The sequence below is a fragment of the Pseudarthrobacter sp. NPDC058119 genome, assembly GCF_042884655.1.
Taxonomy (GTDB): domain Bacteria; phylum Actinomycetota; class Actinomycetes; order Actinomycetales; family Micrococcaceae; genus Arthrobacter.
Window position 1 is genome coordinate 244,287 of record NZ_JBHVTN010000006.1, and the last position, 15,209, is coordinate 259,495.

Annotated in this window: 13 protein-coding genes; 7 read left to right on the forward strand and 6 right to left on the reverse strand. The window is 66.8% G+C overall.

Going from position 1 to position 15,209, the window contains the following annotated elements; translation table 11 throughout:
• Window positions 1-29 precede the first annotated feature (29 nt).
• Both ACFVTD_RS14585 and ACFVTD_RS14590 read left to right on the forward strand, forming a co-directional pair.
• Window positions 30-2,495, forward strand: coding sequence for a molybdopterin oxidoreductase family protein (locus tag ACFVTD_RS14585; protein WP_387564247.1), 2,466 nt, complete (start codon window positions 30-32; stop codon window positions 2,493-2,495).
• On the forward strand, window positions 2,492-2,974 hold the full coding sequence (locus ACFVTD_RS14590) for a hypothetical protein (RefSeq protein ID WP_387564249.1): 483 nt from the start codon (window positions 2,492-2,494) through the stop codon (window positions 2,972-2,974). Before ACFVTD_RS14585 ends, ACFVTD_RS14590 begins: the two co-directional genes overlap by 4 nt.
• A gap of 19 nt (window positions 2,975-2,993) precedes the next feature.
• On the opposite strand, the gene ACFVTD_RS14595 is transcribed toward ACFVTD_RS14590, so the two are convergent.
• Complete coding sequence (locus ACFVTD_RS14595) at window positions 2,994-3,233, reverse strand: hypothetical protein (RefSeq protein ID WP_387564251.1); 240 nt, start codon at window positions 3,231-3,233, stop codon at window positions 2,994-2,996.
• Between the two features lie 256 nt (window positions 3,234-3,489).
• Between ACFVTD_RS14595 and ACFVTD_RS14600 the strand changes: the two genes are divergently transcribed.
• Genes ACFVTD_RS14600 through ACFVTD_RS14615 form a run of 4 tightly spaced genes read left to right on the forward strand, consistent with a single transcriptional unit; the run spans window position 3,490 to window position 8,290 of the window.
• A complete protein-coding gene (locus ACFVTD_RS14600) occupies window positions 3,490-4,371 on the forward strand; it encodes an alpha/beta hydrolase fold domain-containing protein (protein ID WP_387564253.1) in 882 nt (293 codons plus the stop codon).
• 58 nt (window positions 4,372-4,429) lie between these two features.
• Entirely contained in the window at window positions 4,430-5,311 is an 882-nt protein-coding gene (locus tag ACFVTD_RS14605) for a fumarylacetoacetate hydrolase family protein (protein ID WP_387564255.1), read from the forward strand.
• Entirely contained in the window at window positions 5,311-7,077 is a 1,767-nt protein-coding gene (locus ACFVTD_RS14610) for an FAD-dependent monooxygenase (protein WP_387564257.1), read from the forward strand. The genes ACFVTD_RS14605 and ACFVTD_RS14610 overlap by 1 nt, the downstream gene beginning before the upstream one ends.
• Entirely contained in the window at window positions 7,055-8,290 is a 1,236-nt protein-coding gene (locus ACFVTD_RS14615; protein WP_387564259.1) for a DUF3500 domain-containing protein, read from the forward strand. Before ACFVTD_RS14610 ends, ACFVTD_RS14615 begins: the two co-directional genes overlap by 23 nt.
• Window positions 8,291-8,514: 224 nt before the next feature.
• Here the strand turns inward: ACFVTD_RS14615 and ACFVTD_RS14620 are convergent, their stop codons facing one another.
• From ACFVTD_RS14620 to ACFVTD_RS14640, 5 genes are all read right to left on the reverse strand, one after another.
• A complete protein-coding gene (locus tag ACFVTD_RS14620) occupies window positions 8,515-9,585 on the reverse strand; it encodes a quercetin 2,3-dioxygenase (RefSeq protein WP_387564261.1) in 1,071 nt (356 codons plus the stop codon).
• A gap of 124 nt (window positions 9,586-9,709) precedes the next feature.
• Window positions 9,710-10,009 carry a DUF4193 domain-containing protein gene (locus tag ACFVTD_RS14625; RefSeq protein ID WP_141158469.1) on the reverse strand — a complete coding sequence of 100 codons (300 nt, stop codon included), beginning with the start codon at window positions 10,007-10,009 and terminating at the stop codon, window positions 9,710-9,712.
• Window positions 10,010-10,135: 126 nt separating this feature from the next.
• On the reverse strand, window positions 10,136-10,996 hold the full coding sequence (locus ACFVTD_RS14630) for an SDR family NAD(P)-dependent oxidoreductase (RefSeq protein WP_387564263.1): 861 nt from the start codon (window positions 10,994-10,996) through the stop codon (window positions 10,136-10,138).
• A gap of 354 nt (window positions 10,997-11,350) precedes the next feature.
• Window positions 11,351-12,730 carry an MFS transporter gene (locus ACFVTD_RS14635; RefSeq protein ID WP_387564265.1) on the reverse strand — a complete coding sequence of 460 codons (1,380 nt, stop codon included), beginning with the start codon at window positions 12,728-12,730 and terminating at the stop codon, window positions 11,351-11,353.
• A 299-nt stretch (window positions 12,731-13,029) separates the two neighbouring features.
• On the reverse strand, window positions 13,030-13,578 hold the full coding sequence (locus ACFVTD_RS14640) for a hypothetical protein (protein WP_387564267.1): 549 nt from the start codon (window positions 13,576-13,578) through the stop codon (window positions 13,030-13,032).
• Between the two features lie 398 nt (window positions 13,579-13,976).
• Here ACFVTD_RS14640 and ACFVTD_RS14645 point away from each other — a divergent pair, with 398 nt between their 5' ends.
• Window positions 13,977-15,185: an aspartate transaminase gene (locus ACFVTD_RS14645; RefSeq protein ID WP_387564269.1), complete on the forward strand. Its 1,209-nt coding sequence runs from the start codon at window positions 13,977-13,979 to the stop codon at window positions 15,183-15,185.
• The last annotated feature ends 24 nt before the right edge of the window (window positions 15,186-15,209 follow it).

The window sequence follows — 15,209 nt, forward strand, 5'->3', positions numbered from 1 at the left end:
TCCGCCGGTTCCTGTAAGGAGATGGACAGATGGCTCGGATTGACCGGATAGCTGAACCATGGGGGACACGTACACCGTACGGCAGCGGCGGTGACTGGCCGGTCAGGGTGGACACCCACCTGGCCGACGGGGTGGCTCCGGAGGACGTGGACCGGTGGGTCCAGACGGCCTCGCTCCTGCACTCCAACGGCGACGCCATGGACATTGCCGTCAAGGACAACAGGATCGTCGGCGTGCGGGGACGGGCCGTGGACCGCGTCAACCACGGCCGGCTGGGACCGAAAGACCTGTACGGCTGGCAGGCGAACGCCTCCCCGGACCGGCTCACCAAACCCCTGGTCCGCCAGGGCGGGAAACTGGTGGAAACGGACTGGGACACCGCCATGCAGCGCATCGTGGACAAGTCCAAGGCCCTGCTCGCCGAGCAGGGCCCCAGCGCCCTGGGCTTCTACACCACCGGCCAGCTCTTCTGCGAGGAGTACTACACCCTGGGCACGCTGGCACACGGCGGCATCGGCACCAACCACGTGGACGGCAACACCAGGCTCTGCACGGCGACGGCGGGGGAGGCGCTGAAGGAATCCTTCGGCTGCGACGGGCAGCCCGGCTCCTACACGGACGTGGACCACGCCGACGTGATCGCCCTGTACGGGCACAACGTGGCCGAAACCCAGACCGTCCTCTGGACCCGGATGCTGGACCGGCTGGCCGGCCCCAACCCGCCCAAGATCATCTGCGTGGACCCGCGCATGACGCCCGTGGCCAGGGCCGCCACCGTTCACCTGGCCCCGCGGCCCGGCACCAACGTGGCCCTGATGAACGGCATCCTGCACGAAATCGTCACCAACGGCTGGGTGGACCAGGAGTACATCCAGGCGAACACGGTGGGGTACTCCGAGCTCGAAAAAGAGGTCAAGAACTACCCGCCAGCCCTCGTGGCGGAAATCTGCGGTGTCCCGGCGGAACAGATCTCCGAGGCGGCCAGCATCATCGGTCACGCGGAGCGGTTGCTGTCCACGGTGCTGCAGGGCTTCTACCAGTCAAACCAAGCCACGGCCGCCGCGGTGCAGGTCAACAACGTGAACATCATCCGGGGCATGCTGGGCAAGCCCGGCTGCGGCATCCTGCAGATGAATGGCCAGCCCACCGCCGAAAACACCCGCGAATGCGGGGCCGACGGCGACCTTGCCGCCTTCCGGAACTGGTCCAACGACGCCCACATCCAGGACCTGGCCCGGGTCTGGAACATCGATCCCATGTCCATCCCGCACTACTCCCCGCCCACGCACGTCATGCAGATGATGCGGTACGCGGAGGACGGGTCCATCAGGATGCTGTGGGTCAGCGGCACCAACCCTGCCGTCTCGCTGCCCGAGCTGGCACGCATCCGCGGCATCCTGGAACAGGACCGACTGTTCCTGGTGGTGCAGGACATCTTCCTGTCCGAGACCGCCCAGCTGGCCGACGTCGTCCTTCCCGCCGCCACCTGGGGCGAAAAGACCGGCACGTTCACCAACGTGGACCGCACTGTGCACCTCTCCGAGAAAGCCGTGGAGCCGCCGGGCGAGGCCAGGCCGGATCTGGAGATTTTCATTGACTACGCGCACCGCATGGGCCTGCAGGACAAGGAAGGGCAGCCGCTGATCAAGTGGCACGACCCCGAGTCCGCCTTTGATGCCTGGAAGGAATGCACCCGCGGCAGGCCCTGCGACTACACCGGCATCACCTATGACAAGCTGCGCGGCGGCTCGGGCATCCAGTGGCCGTGCAACGAGGAGAACCCGGACGGCACGGAGCGGATCTACGCCGACGGGAAGTTCTGGGCGCACCCGGAGTACTGCGAGACCTACGGCCGCGACCTCATCACCGGTGCGCCGGTGGACCCATCCGAGTACAAGGCCCTCAATCCGGAGGGCAAGGCCATAATCAAGGCCGCCGAATACATGCCGCCGCACGAGCTGCCCAGCCAGGACTTCCCGCTTCAGCTCATCACCGGCCGCACGCTCTACCAGTTCCACACCCGCACCAAGACAGGCCGGGCACCGGAACTGCAGGCGGCCGCGCCTGACGTCTGGGTCGAGTTGTCAGCGGACGACGCCGGCGCGTACGGGATGGCCGAAGGCGACCTTGCGGAGGTGGAGACATCCCGCGGGTCCGTCCGTGCCAGGGTGCGGATCAGCGGCATCCGGAACGGCGTCCTGTTCCTGCCGTTCTATTACGGCTACTGGGACACCGACGGCGGACACCAGCCGGACGGCGCCGGCCGGGCAGCGAACGAGCTGACCATCACGGACTGGGATGCGGCGTCCAAGCAGCCCATCTTCAAGACGGCGGCAGCACGCATCACCCGGGTTGCCGGCGGCGACGGGCCCTCTCCGGCACCCACCACCACAGCATCGGCCCCTGTGGGCGACTTCCCGGAAGACGCCAAGACCAGGGGCATTGCTACAGCTGAGGCGGACGAAGCCACCGGCACATCAGGAGGGGCACGATGAAATTCGGACTGGTACTGGAGGAAATGCACCGCTCCGAGAACGACCTGGCGCACCATCTGCTGCTTATCTCCGAGCGGCACAAGGTGGACCACGAGATCTACCACCTGGCCCGGGACCTGGCCCGCTGGTCGCAGCAGCACGTCCGGGACATCGCGGGCATCGCCAAGCACTACGGGCAGGACCTGGACCCGGAGCCCCGCGGTGAAGCCGGGCTGTTGGAATCCGTCCGGGAGAAGGGCAGCGAAATGGTGGGCCGGCGCCCCGAAACCGGCATGCCACTGCTGCGCGACCTCCGCGAGCTATACCTGAAGGCCTGCGGGGTGTCAGCGGACTGGGAACTGCTGGCCCAGGCCGCCCAGGGGATGAAGGACAAGAACCTCCTGGCCCTGGCGGAGAAGTGCCATCCCCAGACCATCCGGCAGATGAAGTGGGCCAACGGCAAACTGAAGGAGTCTGCCACGCAGGTCCTGGTCAGCTAGGCGCCTGCTGCGGGAACTGTCAGCCCGCCTGCCGGGCCGCGTGCAGGTGCGCCACCAGTGCCTGCAGCTGGTCCGCGGTCCACGGCAGGGCCTGGCTCAACTCGGTGCTGTTCTCGTTCCACATGGTGCGGGCGGCGTCCTTCGTGCCCTCGTCGCGGTGGAAACGCGAGCCCAGCTCATCCCAGCGGCGCACCAGCTCCCGGACCTCTTGGCTGGCGGCGGGGACACCGCCGTCCACCTGCCGCAGGCCCTCCTCCACCAGACCCGTCCACTCCGCCCGTGACTGGTCCGTTGCCTCCTGCCCCAGCTGGGACCTGACGCCGCGTCAGGTTCAACCCCCTCGCACGCATCCCCCGGCAGGATCCGGTGCCGAACGAACCAGTTTCATTCAGTGAAACTGACGGCGCGTACAGACGAGCCCATGGCACAGGCTTGAATCCATGAAGGCGGACCGCATCACGGGCCGCGCACAGACCAGTACGGGAAAGAACGGCGCGCTACACATGGAGTCAACGATGACGGGACTGCGGATCCTCAACGGGATCGAGTTCGCCCGGCCGCAGGATGCGGAGCCGCTGCTGCTTGATCTCTACCTTCCCGCAGGGGAATCGCGTCAGGGCGGCCGGCCGGCGGTTGTCCACTTCCACGGTGGCGGCTGGCGGACGGGGGAGCGGTCCTCGCTGGGCCCCGCTGTTGACGGTTTCGGCCTCAGTCCCATTGAGCAGCTGGCCGATGCCGGGTTTGTGGTGGCCTCGGCGGACTACCGGTTCAGCACACTTGCCACCTTCCCGGCCCAGCTGGAGGACGCCAAGGCAGCCATCCACTGGCTCCGCACCCACGCGACCGAGTACGGCGTAGACCCGCACCGCATCTACGCGTGGGGGGACTCGGCCGGCGGCCACCTCGCCGCCCTCCTGGGCCTGACGGCCGGTGCCGCGTCATTTGCGGGGCAGCCCGGCAATGACGCACCGGGCAGCGAGGACCCGGTTGCCGGCGTCGTGGCCTGGTACCCGCCCACTGACCTCCTCCGGATGGGTGCACAAGCCCGGCCGGACGCCGTGGCCCGGGCCGATAATCCCGGGTCGCGCGAAGCACTGCTGATCGGTGCCCAGCCGGCCGACGCCCCGGACAAGGCCAGGGCCGCAAGCCCCCTCAGCTACGTCCACGCAGGCGCCCCGCCTTTCCTGCTCATCCATGGGACGGCGGACCGCTTCGTCCCGGCAGCCCAGTCCATCTCGCTGGCCGGCGCGCTGGAAGGCGCGGGCAACGCCGTCGAACTCCTCCTGCTGGAGGGCGCGGACCACATGTGGGCCAGCCCGGACGGCAACAGCGGCGCCGCGGAACAGGCCATTGCCGCCACCATCGATTTCCTCCGCCGCCAGTCGGAACAGCACTGATTTCCCACCACCATGCCGGGCCAGTACGCGCACCCCGGACCACACCGAAAGGCCTCCCATGCAGTTCATCGGCATCACCCACCACGGCGGACCCTGGGCAGCGGCGCTCGCCGGCTCCCGCGTCCTCCCGCTCACGTCGGTCGACGCTTTCTGGGCCGACGCCGAGGGCTGGCAGGACAAGGCGGCAGCACTGGTTGCCGGCGCGGCACATGCTGAAGCGTCCGACGGCGAGGGCTGGCTGGAGCGCGGCAGTGTCACCGAAGTGCCGCTGGTCCCCGCCTCCGCTCGGGTGATCTGCGTGGGGCTGAATTACAAGGCGCACGTGGCCGAGGGCAGCTTCAAGGACCAGGAACTTCCGCCGTACCCCACCCTGTTCGCCCGCTGGACGGCTTCCCTGTCCGTGGGCAACGTACCCGTCCCCGTCCCGGCGGGCGAGGCAGGGCTGGACTGGGAAGGCGAGGTGGCCGCCTACATCGGCCGCCGCGTGGAGTCCGCGAACGAGGAAACCGCCGCGGATGCCGTCTTTGGCTACTCCACATTCAACGACATCACCTCCCGCAGGGCCCAAAAGCTGACCTCGCAGTGGACCTTGGGCAAGAACGGCGACTTCAGCGGCCCGATAGGTCCGCTGGTGAGCCGCGACGAGGTGGGCGACCTGCGCGACGGGCTGCAGGTCCGCACCCGCGTCAACGGAATCGAAGCCCAGAACGGCAACACCCGGGACATGATCTTCTCCGTCCCGGCCATCATCTCGCTCATCAGCGAAACCTTCACCCTGCACCCGGGCGACGTCATCGCCACCGGCACTCCCGAAGGCGTGGGCTACGCCCGCACCCCGCAGTGGCTGCTGCAGCCCGGGGATACCGTCGAAGTGGAGATCGAGAAGCTCGGCACCCTGGCCACCCCGGTGGGCGACATTTCCCTTCGGAGCCGTGCCTGATGAGCGCCTTCGCTACCGCTGCCGGCCTGCCGGCGGAGGTGCAGGTCCTGATCGCCGGGGGTGGCCCCAGCGGGCTGTTCCTGGCCCTGGACCTCGCCTCCCGCGGCGTGCCCAGCACCGTCATCGAACCGCGGACAACACTGGACCACACCCGGCCGCGTGCCAAGACCACCAACGCCCGCACCATGACGCACCTTCGGCGGCTTGGCCTCGCCGAGGTCCTCCGGGACGCGGCGCCGCTGCCCGTGGAGTACGCCCAGGACGTGATCTTCTGCACCGGCCTCACCGGACCTTCCGCCCATGAGCTGCGCCGGTTCCGCAACGCCTTCCAGCTGGTTCCCGGCCGGTACGGGCCACAGCCGGAATGCGGCCAGCAGGTACCCCAGCCCATCCTCGAGGAGGTGCTCCGGGCCGCCGTCGAAAGCCACCCGCTGGTGACGTTCCTGGCCGGCTGGACCGTCACTGGCATCAGCACCCCTGAAGGCGGGTCAGCCACGGAACCCCGCGCCGTCGCCGTCGTGGATCCCGACGGGGCTGAACGCACCATCGCCGCGGACTACGTCATCGGGGCCGACGGCGGGTCCTCCGCCGTGCGCCGCAGCCTGGGGCTGCGGCTGGAAGGCGGCTCCGCCGAGCTGTCCAACATCAGCATCCTCTTCCGTTCTGAATCGCTGGCCTCCGCCGTCTCCCTGGATCCGGCGGTGCAGTACTGGGTGGTGGGTTCGGAGACCTCCGGCATGGTGGGACCCATGGACCGTGACGGCATGTGGTGGGCCATCGTCCAGGGCGTGGATCCGTCCGTCACTGTCACTGTCGGGGATGCAGCCGCGATGGTCCGCTCCCTGGTGGGCTCGGATGTGGACGTCGAGGTGGTGGCTACCGACCCGTGGACGGCCCGGATGCTGCTCGCTCCGCAATACAGCCGCGGCAACCTGTTCCTGGTGGGGGACGCTGCCCACCTCAACCCGCCCTGGGGCGGCCACGGGTTCAACACCTGCATCGGCGATGCCGCCAACCTGGCCTGGAAGCTCGCCGCCACGATCCACGGCTGGGCCGGACCGGAACTCCTTGCCAGCTACGGGGCGGAACGCCGGCCGGTGGCTGCGCGAACCATCCGTGACGCGGCCGAGAACGGCAAGGCCCTGGCCTACCACTTCGCAGATCCGGAGCTCGTTGCGGCCGGCCCTGCCGGGGAAGCCGCGCGCGGGGCTGCGCACCGGGCCCTCGCCGTGAAGCAGAGCGAGTTCGATTCCCTGGGCCTGGTGCTGGGCTACGACTACGGCGGTTCGTCCGTGGTGGTTCCGGATGGTTCGGCCCTCCCCGACGAGGATCCCATCCGTTACGTTCCGTCCGCTGCTCCGGGGGCCCTGCTGCCGCACGCGTGGCTGGCTGATTCCCGTTCCCTGTACAGCGCCCTGGGTGCGGGTTTCACGTTGCTGGCCGACGCCGGGGCGCTGGGCGGGGTGGACGCCGTTGACGTTTTCGAGCCGGTCCTGGCCGCCAGTGCCCGGCGGGGCATCCCGGTGACCGTCACCGCCGTCGGGCCTTCCGACGACGGCACGCACCTTGCGGGCCTGTGGGGCGCCACCGCCCTGCTGGTCCGTCCCGACCAGCATGTGGCCTGGCGCGGCAACTCAGCGGTGGACGCCGCCGCCGCGTTGCCCCTCGCCGCGGGCTGGGCGCCGGCTTCCCTTCCGGCACGTCCTGAAGAACCTGCACCTTCCATCGAGACCAGGAGCGCCCGTGTCGACGCCGTCATTCCGTGATTTCCTCTTCGCCCCGGACCACCCCCGCGTCGCGGACGTCCGTGGGCTGGACGCCCGCGAATACGCCAAGGCCGCCAAGGCTGATGCGTTCGCCGGGCCCATGATCGAGGGCTGGAAGAAGCTCTATCCGCAGCCGTTCACCGGCATCACCAGCGACGGCGTCCGCCGCGAAAACCTCTACCCGCTGACACCTGCCCGGCCGGGTGAGGAGGCTCCGACGGCGGACATGGTGGCTGCGGCGCGGAAGCTGCTTGGCACTGTCACCGCAGACCAGGCCGGGAAGCTTCGCTACGCCGTGGACGCGCCTGAGTGGCAGAGCTGGGCCAACCCCGAGTTCATGCAGCACGACACCGGGCTGCGGCTGGACGAGCTGGATCTTCCTGTCCGGGATGCCGTGCTGGGCGTTGTGGAGGCTTCGCTGAGCCCGGCCGGCCTTGAACTGGTGCGGAACCTGATGCGGATCAACGCGTTCCTGGGCGACCTGGTGGAGTTGCCGCTGCTCATGAACGAGTTCAGCTACAACTTCGCCCTGTATGGGCAGCCGTCCGAGACGGAGCCGTGGGGGTGGCAGCTGTTCGGCCACCACGCAGCGCTGAACTGCTTGGTGGCCGGCACGCAGCTGGTGATCTCGCCGGTGTTCATGGGCGCAGAGCCGGACATGATCGACGCCGGCCCGCACAAGGGTGTCAAGGTGTTCAAGGAGCGCATTGCCCTGGCCCGTCAGCTGATGGCCGCCCTGCCCGAAGAACAGCGGGCCCGGGCCGTTGTTTATGCCGGGATGGTGGACCCGGCCATGCCCGAAGGCCGCCTCCACCCGGGCGACGAAAGGCACCTGGGCGGCTGCTTCCAGGACAACCGGGTGATCCCGTACGAGGGCATCCGGGTGGCCGACCTGCCAGCCGGGGCCCGCGAACTCCTGGACGCTGTGGTGGAGGACTTCATCGCCTACCTGCCGGACGGTCCCCGTGCCGGCCGCCTCCGGGAGATCCAGGAAAACTACGGTGAGACGTTCTTCAGCTGGATCGGCGGCTGGGAGGGGGAGGAGGCCTTCTACTTCCGGGTCCAGAGCCCGGTGGTGGTGCTGGAACTGGACCACCACACCGGCGTGTTCCTGAGCAACGATGAGCCGGCCCCGTTCCACATGCACACCGTGGTCCGCACCCCGAACGGCAACGACTACGGCCGCGAACTCGTCAGGCAAGCCACCCCCTGACCCGCCCACCCATCACCCTCCACCCACCATCGATTGCTGGGAAAACGCCGTTTTGGGGCTCCACAACGGCATGTACTCAGCAATCGATGGGTACTGACCAACGCGGAAGGCCCGGATGTCCTCTCGGAAATCCGGGCCTTCGTATCGAACAAGACCCCATCGATTGCTCCGTAACTGCCGTTTTGAGCGCTGAAAACGGCAGTTACGGAGCAATGGATGTGGATTTAGGGGATATCCAGGGCAGCGCGGCGCTGCGGCGGCGGGCCAACGACGGTCAGGTCCATCTCTGCCTGGGCGCGGCCGAAGCCCTCCATGTCCATGTACGGCTCGCCGCCCTCGGTGTACATATAGTCCTCGGTGGGTTCGTTGAAGTACTCGAAGAAACCGTTGAACACGGACGGCGTCAGGAAGCCGACCATCTGGGTGTTGTGGGCATCGAGCGCGAACGAGTGGATGGTCCCGGCGGGGGCGTGCACGAAGTCGCCCTTGGTCAGGAGCATCTCCCGGCCGTTCGCGTAGAGCCACATCCGGCCCTCGGTACAGAGGAAGTTCTCCGTGTGCTGGGAGTGGAAGTGCAGCGGGATGTAGGGGGTCTTGGCGCCCTTGGTGTGGACGGCGAAGTAATTGGAGCCGGTGTTGGCGGGCCGGGACAGGTAGGTGAACATGGTCTGGTAACTGACCATGCGCTCACCCTCCCCGGCACTGAGGAAGTAGGGGCTCTGCGTGGGCGGCAGGCCGGCGTCGTGCTTGAACGACGGCGCCACGCGCTCAACGTCGGGGAACGTGATGCCAAACTCGGCGCCCACTTCCGCCTGCGCCTGCAGGCTGGCCTTGTGGCCGGGCCGGACCGGCGGGACGTGCGAATCGATGGGTGTGCCCACCCGCTCGTAGTAGGCCTCGCCGCCGCCGGGCGTCATCCAGTTCAGGAAGCGGGTGTAGTGGCTGGCCATCCGGTAGGCGTGCGGGGTGTTCGGCGGAATGACCACGGAGTCGCCGGGGGTGAGGATGCGGCTCTCGCCCGGCATCCAGACATGCAGGATCCCGTCGAAAACGTAGAGGGTCTTGTGCTCGATGCTGTGGCTGACGAACGGGGAATCGGCACCCATGCCGCCGGAGATGTAGGCAGCGCTGAAGATGCCCCCGGTGTCGGCGGCGCGGGCGATGACCGTGACCAGCTGGCCGTTGATTTCGTAGCGTGCGCCCTCGCCCGACGCCATGTAATACGGGACCGCCTCACCGGGCAGCGCGTTGGCCACGGGGAGCTGCTTGTTCATTTCCTCAACGCTGAGGGACATGGTTTCCTTCTTTCCAGTCGGCCGGCCTTGCCGGAGCGTGACCTCCAGCATGGCCGTCCCACGCCCGGGCCACGAGCCCGGATTCCATTAGTTGAAATCCAAACCTGGCCGGCTTTGTCCCCTGCTAGCCTTCACATTCCTTGCAGTACTTCTTGCCGTCCTTCTCACGCGCCAACTGGCTGCGGTGGTGCACCAGGAAGCAGGACATGCACGTGAATTCGTCCGCCTGCACCGGGACCACCTGGATGAGGAGTTCCTCGTTGGAGAGGTCTGCGCCGGGCAGCTCAAAGCTGTCCGCGAGGTCCGTTTCGTCCATGTCGGGAGCGGCCTCCCGGCGGCCGGACTTATCGGACTTCAGCTCCTCCAGGGCGACATTCGGCTCCTCCTCGGGAGCCACCCGCGGAGCGTCGTAGTCAACTGACATGTGGTGCTTTCTCCTGTCGAGCTTTAGTTGTCCAGATTGTTCTGAACAGATCGACAACGCCGGGCGCGGTCAACTAATTCCCGTGCCCCGGCATCCGGCCCCTGAGGCGGGCGCGAACGGCGATGGTCACCGGAAGTCGTTCCCTGCCAGCCCGGCACAGGCGTCCCACAACCGCCGCCGCGCCTCCGGGTCAGAACCCATGCCGGGGGTGGGAAGCTCCTTCCGGCCTGCCCACAGCTTGCCGGTCAGCCCCGCCGTTTCGGGCGAGGTTGCCAGCCAGAGGGGCGTGTCGGCAGCTTTCCCTGCCGACTTTCCCAAGGTGTTCGTGATCCACCGGAACGGGCCGCCCACGTCCTGCAACAGCCCCGTGTTCTTCACCAGTCCGGGATGGACGGCGTTGACCACCACCCCTGTGCCACGCAGCCTGGCGGCGAATTCCTGGGTCAGGAGGACCCGGCCCAGCATGGTGGGCGGCGTGGAACGCAGGAAGCTGTATTTCCCCGTTGCTGTCTGCAGGTCATCGAAGGGGATCCGGACGTTACCGTACTTGGACGCAATATTGACGACGCGTGACGGCAGGGCGGCGGACCCTTCCTTCCTGAGGTCGTCCAGCAGGAGCCCGGTGACCAGGTAGTAGGACATCACGTTCGTGGCGAAGGTGAGTTCCAGCCCTTCGGCAGTTTCGTGGCGTTCTTTGCGGAACACGCCGGCCGCGTTCACCAGCACATCCAGCCTGCCGTGACGGGAGCGGAACTGGTCCACGGCAAAGCGAATCGAAGACTGCAGTGACAGGTCACAGGCGAGTGGCTCAAGGTCCGCTCCCGGAACGTGGGTGCGGATATCCGCCATCACCGCCTGGGCCCGCGCCACACTCCGGCCCACGACCACCACCGTTGCACCTTCGCGGGCGAGGCCGGCAGCTACTGCCCGCCCTATCCCACCGGTGGCACCGGTCACCAACGCTATACGCCCGTCCAGCCGTGCCATGCCATCGCCTCCACATCGCCAGCAGTTGACGACACTATCCCAGCAATTGTCGGGGCGGCTGGCCAGGGTCTTCCGGACCGGAACCAAGGTACCCGGGTTGCTACGGTGCAACGATGCCCCGGCTCAGCTTGCGGATCCCGCCGTGCTTCAGGCCGGTGTCCGCCGCCGTTGAAGTTTTGGTTGGCGTGCCGCAGCCAGCCGGAGCGGCCCTGGCGACAGGAAGACCTCTTAGTGGTTGGCTGTTGGTGCCGCCACTAAGAGGTCTTCACTTGTCCACAACGTCATCAACGTTGTGGGACGTGCCGCGAGTTCGTGATCATCTCAAGGGAGATATCCCGTCATCCCGCTTTCGGGCTAGCCAGCGAGGCCGCGGGCAGCTGTGCTGGGGGACATGGCCGCGGCCGTGAGGACGGACGTTTCCCGCTCGCTCTGCTGCACCTCGTCGAGTTCCTTGAGGGTGTACTTTTTGGTCTCCTTCGCGGTGAGGGCCGAGATTCCTGCCAGGACCATGAACCCGAGCGCGACCATGGACGGTCCGACCCAATCCTTCAGGTCGGGGCCGGCGAGTGCTGTCGAGAGTACGGGGCCGATGACGCCCGAGATGGCGAAGCCGACCTGGGTGCCAAGGGCGAGCCCGGAGACGCGCAGCCGGCCGGGGAACATCTCCGCGAAGAACGACGGCCAGGACGCGTTCACCATTGAGTAGAAGAGGGAGTAGTTGATGATGCCAAACAGGAAGATCAGCGACCAGTTTCCGGTCGTGATTGACCACAGGTAGGGCACCATGGTGATGCCTACGCCGCCCGTTGCGATAAGGAACATCGTTTTGCGGCCGATCTTGTCCACAAGGAATCCTGCCAGGGGCGTAACTCCGAGGGCGATCACGGCCGAGACGGTGGTGGTCAGGAGCATGGTTGGCTTATCCAGCTTGTACCCGGCGGTCCCGAATGCGACCGAGAAGGTCTGCATCATGTAGCTGGTGCCTGCGATGAGGGCACAGAACACGATCCGCAGCACCGCACGCCAGTGGAAGCGGAGCAGATGCCGGAGAGGAGCAACGTTCACGTTGGCGGCCTGGGCCTTTACGAACTCGGGCGGTTCCTGGACATGGCGGCGGATCAGGTAAGCGGCGACGACCACGATGGCAGAGGCCCAGAAGGGCAGCCGCCAGCCCCAGCTCAGCAACTGCTCCGAGGGCATGGCGGCGATCGGGATGAAGACCAGCAGGGTGAGCAGCGTGCCGGAGGAGGAACCCAACGTGGTGAAGCTCGCGAGGAATCCGCGCCGGCCTTCGGAAGCATGCTCCAGGCTCATGGTGATGGCACTGGGCTGCTCGCCCGAAAGGCACAGTCCCTGGATGACGCGGATCAGCACGAGCAGGATCGGGGCCAGAGGACCGATTTGCGCGTACGTGGGCAGGCATCCGATGAGGAAGGTGCAGCCACCGATGCCGAACAGCGTGATCATCATGACGAACTTGCGGCCGCGACGATCGCCCAGCGGCCCCAGGATGAGGGAGCCGAGGGGGCGTACCGCGTAGCCGACCGCGAACGTGATCATGGCGAGCAGCACGCTGAGGCCCTGGGGCAGCTCGGGTGAAAAGAAGAGCACGTTCAGAACCAACGCCGACGAGGTGCCATACACCGCGAAGTCGTAGTACTCCAACGTCGTGCCGATCCAGGCCGCGATTGCGGCCTTGACCGGGGTCTTCCTGGGAAGGGTTGTTTCTGTCATTTCGTCTCCGTGGGTGATGGGTAAACACCGGTTGCCGCTAAACCTGGGCTCTCGGAAAGAGATCTTGAGTGGAATGTCCTGTTGGTCCTGCTGTGAGCTCTCTCGCAAATCGTGTTTACGGCTTTGCGGACCGGCCTCAAACATCAAGTTAACGTTTGCGGTGTGGGTCACACAAAGTCCGCTTTTATGTACCTACATAGCGATTTGTTATGGCTTGGAGTAGAAGAACCGGGGACCTGGGACAACAGGAAGCTCGCCTTGGAACGGGGGTGGCAAAGCGTAAGGCCGCCGGCAGGGGATCAGGCGGGACGATTACTGGGCTGAGCCACGCGCAAGCCGACGCCCCTGGTCATCTTGCGGATTTCGTCGGACTTCAGGCCGCATGCCCCGGCAAGTTGGTAGTCGTCAAGGAGCCGGGATTTCCTGGCCAGGGCCAGTACCTGCGTTCGTTGTTCTTCCGCATCACTCCGGGCGCCTTCGGCTGCCGCCAGCTCCGAAGCCAAGCCCGCAATCAGGTGAAGATGCCCGCTTCGGGTTTGGCCGGACGGGTACAGTTCGCCGCGTGCCAGCGTGGCGGACCGGATACTGGCGGCAGGCTGGCCCGCGGCCTTTGCGACGGCGGCAACCTTCACGCCATCGCACACGGCTTGGGCAAGGCAGTCACCGAGTTCGGCCGTGAGGGCACGTACCCTGCTGGACCGAAGGGCGAGGGTGGTCCGCAGCTGGGCCAGCATGGCCAGGGCTTGTTGGGCGCGGGCCGTGGCGGGGTCCGGCTTCGGGACGCCCCGGTACCGGTACGCTGCCACGGCGGTGCCGCCCGTCCCGGTGCCGGCTGTACGCGGAGGCATCCGTTCCTGAATCTCGCTGCCGGGCACCCCTGCTCCTTGTCTTTCGTTGGTGTTGCCATGCTTTCGCGGCTTCCCGCCGGCAGGCGTACCTCCCGCGGGCAGGCGTACCTCCCGCGGGCAGGCGTACCTCTCCCGCGGTTCGGGCCGCCGGCCCGGAAAAGTGTCGCGGGGGCCGGCGCTGGCCGTCGTCGGGCCCGTTATCCACCCTGCAGGTTACGCGGCCGGCAAGCCGGTAAGGCAATACCGAAAATGCGTGGAGCGATAGGCGAAAGTTCTGGCTGGTCCTGTCATAAGGGCTGCTTATCTGTCCACGCACTTTAGGTCTTATCCAAGAGGGCGGCTCCTTCCCTAGGCTCGATTGAACCACCCTCATCCGTACCGGAAGCCTGGAAGAAACCATGCCTGAATTCGTGCCCGCATCACGCGTAACCCGTATCAAATCCTCACCCAGCGTTGCCGCGGCGGCCCGTGTCCGGGAGCTCAAGGCCGAGGGCCGCCGGATCCTGGACCTGACGGTCGGCGAGCCGGATTTCGACACGCCCCAGCACATCAAGGACGCTGCCATCGCAGCCATCGGCCGTGGTGAAACCAAGTACACATCGGTCACCGGGACGCCCGAACTGCAAGAGGCCATCCTGCAGACGCTGCATCGCAAAACCGGCCAGCAGTACGGGCCCGGCGAGATCACCATCGGAGGGGGCGGGAAGCAGGTCATCTTCACCGCGTTCATGGCCACACTCGATGCCGGCGACGAGGTTGTCATTCCCGCCCCGTACTGGGTCTCCTACCCGGACATGGTGCTCGCCAACGAAGGCACCCCCGTCGTCGTTTCCTGTGGTGGGGACACCGGTTTCAAACTCACCCCTGAGGTACTGGCAGGGGCACTGACGGAGCGCACCAAGTGGGTCATCCTCAACACGCCCTCCAACCCCACAGGAGCGGTGTACTCCCGCGAGGAACTGGCAGGCCTGGCCGCCGTCCTCGAGGACCACCCTGCCATTTACGTCCTCACTGATGAGATCTACGACGAGATCCACTTCGGCAATGAGCCCATCACCAGTCTCGTGGCCGTTGCCCCTGAGTTGAAGGACCGTGTGCTGGTCACCAACGGGGTCTCCAAGGCCTACGCGATGACCGGATGGCGGCTTGGTTACGCCGGCGGACCGGCGCCCCTGGTGGCTGCCATCAACAAGCTGCAGTCCCAAATGTCCTCGTGCCCGTCTTCCATCAGCCAGGCAGCTGCCGCCGCGGCTCTCACCGGAGACCAGGCATTCGTCCGCGAGAGCGTCGAGGTGTACCGCGAACGGCGCGATGCGGCAGTCTCCGGGCTGAACGCGGTCAAAGGCCTGGAATGCGCGACGCCGGACGGCGCCTTTTACGCGTACGTCAACTGCGCCGGGGTCATCGGCAAGACGACGCCCGACGGCAGGCCGATCACCAACGACGAGGACTTCACGCTGTACCTGCTGGAGGCGGCCTCTGTTGCCGTCATCCAGGGTTCGGCGTACGGACTGAGCCCCTACTTCCGGATTTCCTATGCCACCGGGCTGCCGGTGATCGAGGAATCCATCGCTGCCATCGAAAAGGCCGTCACGGCCCTGGCCTGACCCAACCACTCCTTTGCCCACACT

Bases quoted from the DNA above. Each gene is read 5' to 3' on its own strand.
- ACFVTD_RS14605 (WP_387564255.1), top strand. From the start codon at position 4,430: ATGCAGTTCATCGGCATCACCCACCACGGCGGACCCTGGGCAGCGGCG.
- ACFVTD_RS14610 (WP_387564257.1), top strand. From the start codon at position 5,311: ATGAGCGCCTTCGCTACCGCTGCCGGCCTGCCGGCGGAGGTGCAGGTC.
- ACFVTD_RS14635 (WP_387564265.1), bottom strand. From the start codon at position 12,730: ATGACAGAAACAACCCTTCCCAGGAAGACCCCGGTCAAGGCCGCAATC.
- ACFVTD_RS14625 (WP_141158469.1), bottom strand. From the start codon at position 10,009: ATGTCAGTTGACTACGACGCTCCGCGGGTGGCTCCCGAGGAGGAGCCG.
- ACFVTD_RS14630 (WP_387564263.1), bottom strand. From the start codon at position 10,996: ATGGCACGGCTGGACGGGCGTATAGCGTTGGTGACCGGTGCCACCGGT.
- ACFVTD_RS14600 (WP_387564253.1), top strand. From the start codon at position 3,490: ATGACGGGACTGCGGATCCTCAACGGGATCGAGTTCGCCCGGCCGCAG.
- ACFVTD_RS14640 (WP_387564267.1), bottom strand. From the start codon at position 13,578: ATGCCTCCGCGTACAGCCGGCACCGGGACGGGCGGCACCGCCGTGGCA.
- ACFVTD_RS14645 (WP_387564269.1), top strand. From the start codon at position 13,977: ATGCCTGAATTCGTGCCCGCATCACGCGTAACCCGTATCAAATCCTCA.
- ACFVTD_RS14590 (WP_387564249.1), top strand. From the start codon at position 2,492: ATGAAATTCGGACTGGTACTGGAGGAAATGCACCGCTCCGAGAACGAC.
- ACFVTD_RS14620 (WP_387564261.1), bottom strand. From the start codon at position 9,585: ATGTCCCTCAGCGTTGAGGAAATGAACAAGCAGCTCCCCGTGGCCAAC.
- ACFVTD_RS14585 (WP_387564247.1), top strand. From the start codon at position 30: ATGGCTCGGATTGACCGGATAGCTGAACCATGGGGGACACGTACACCG.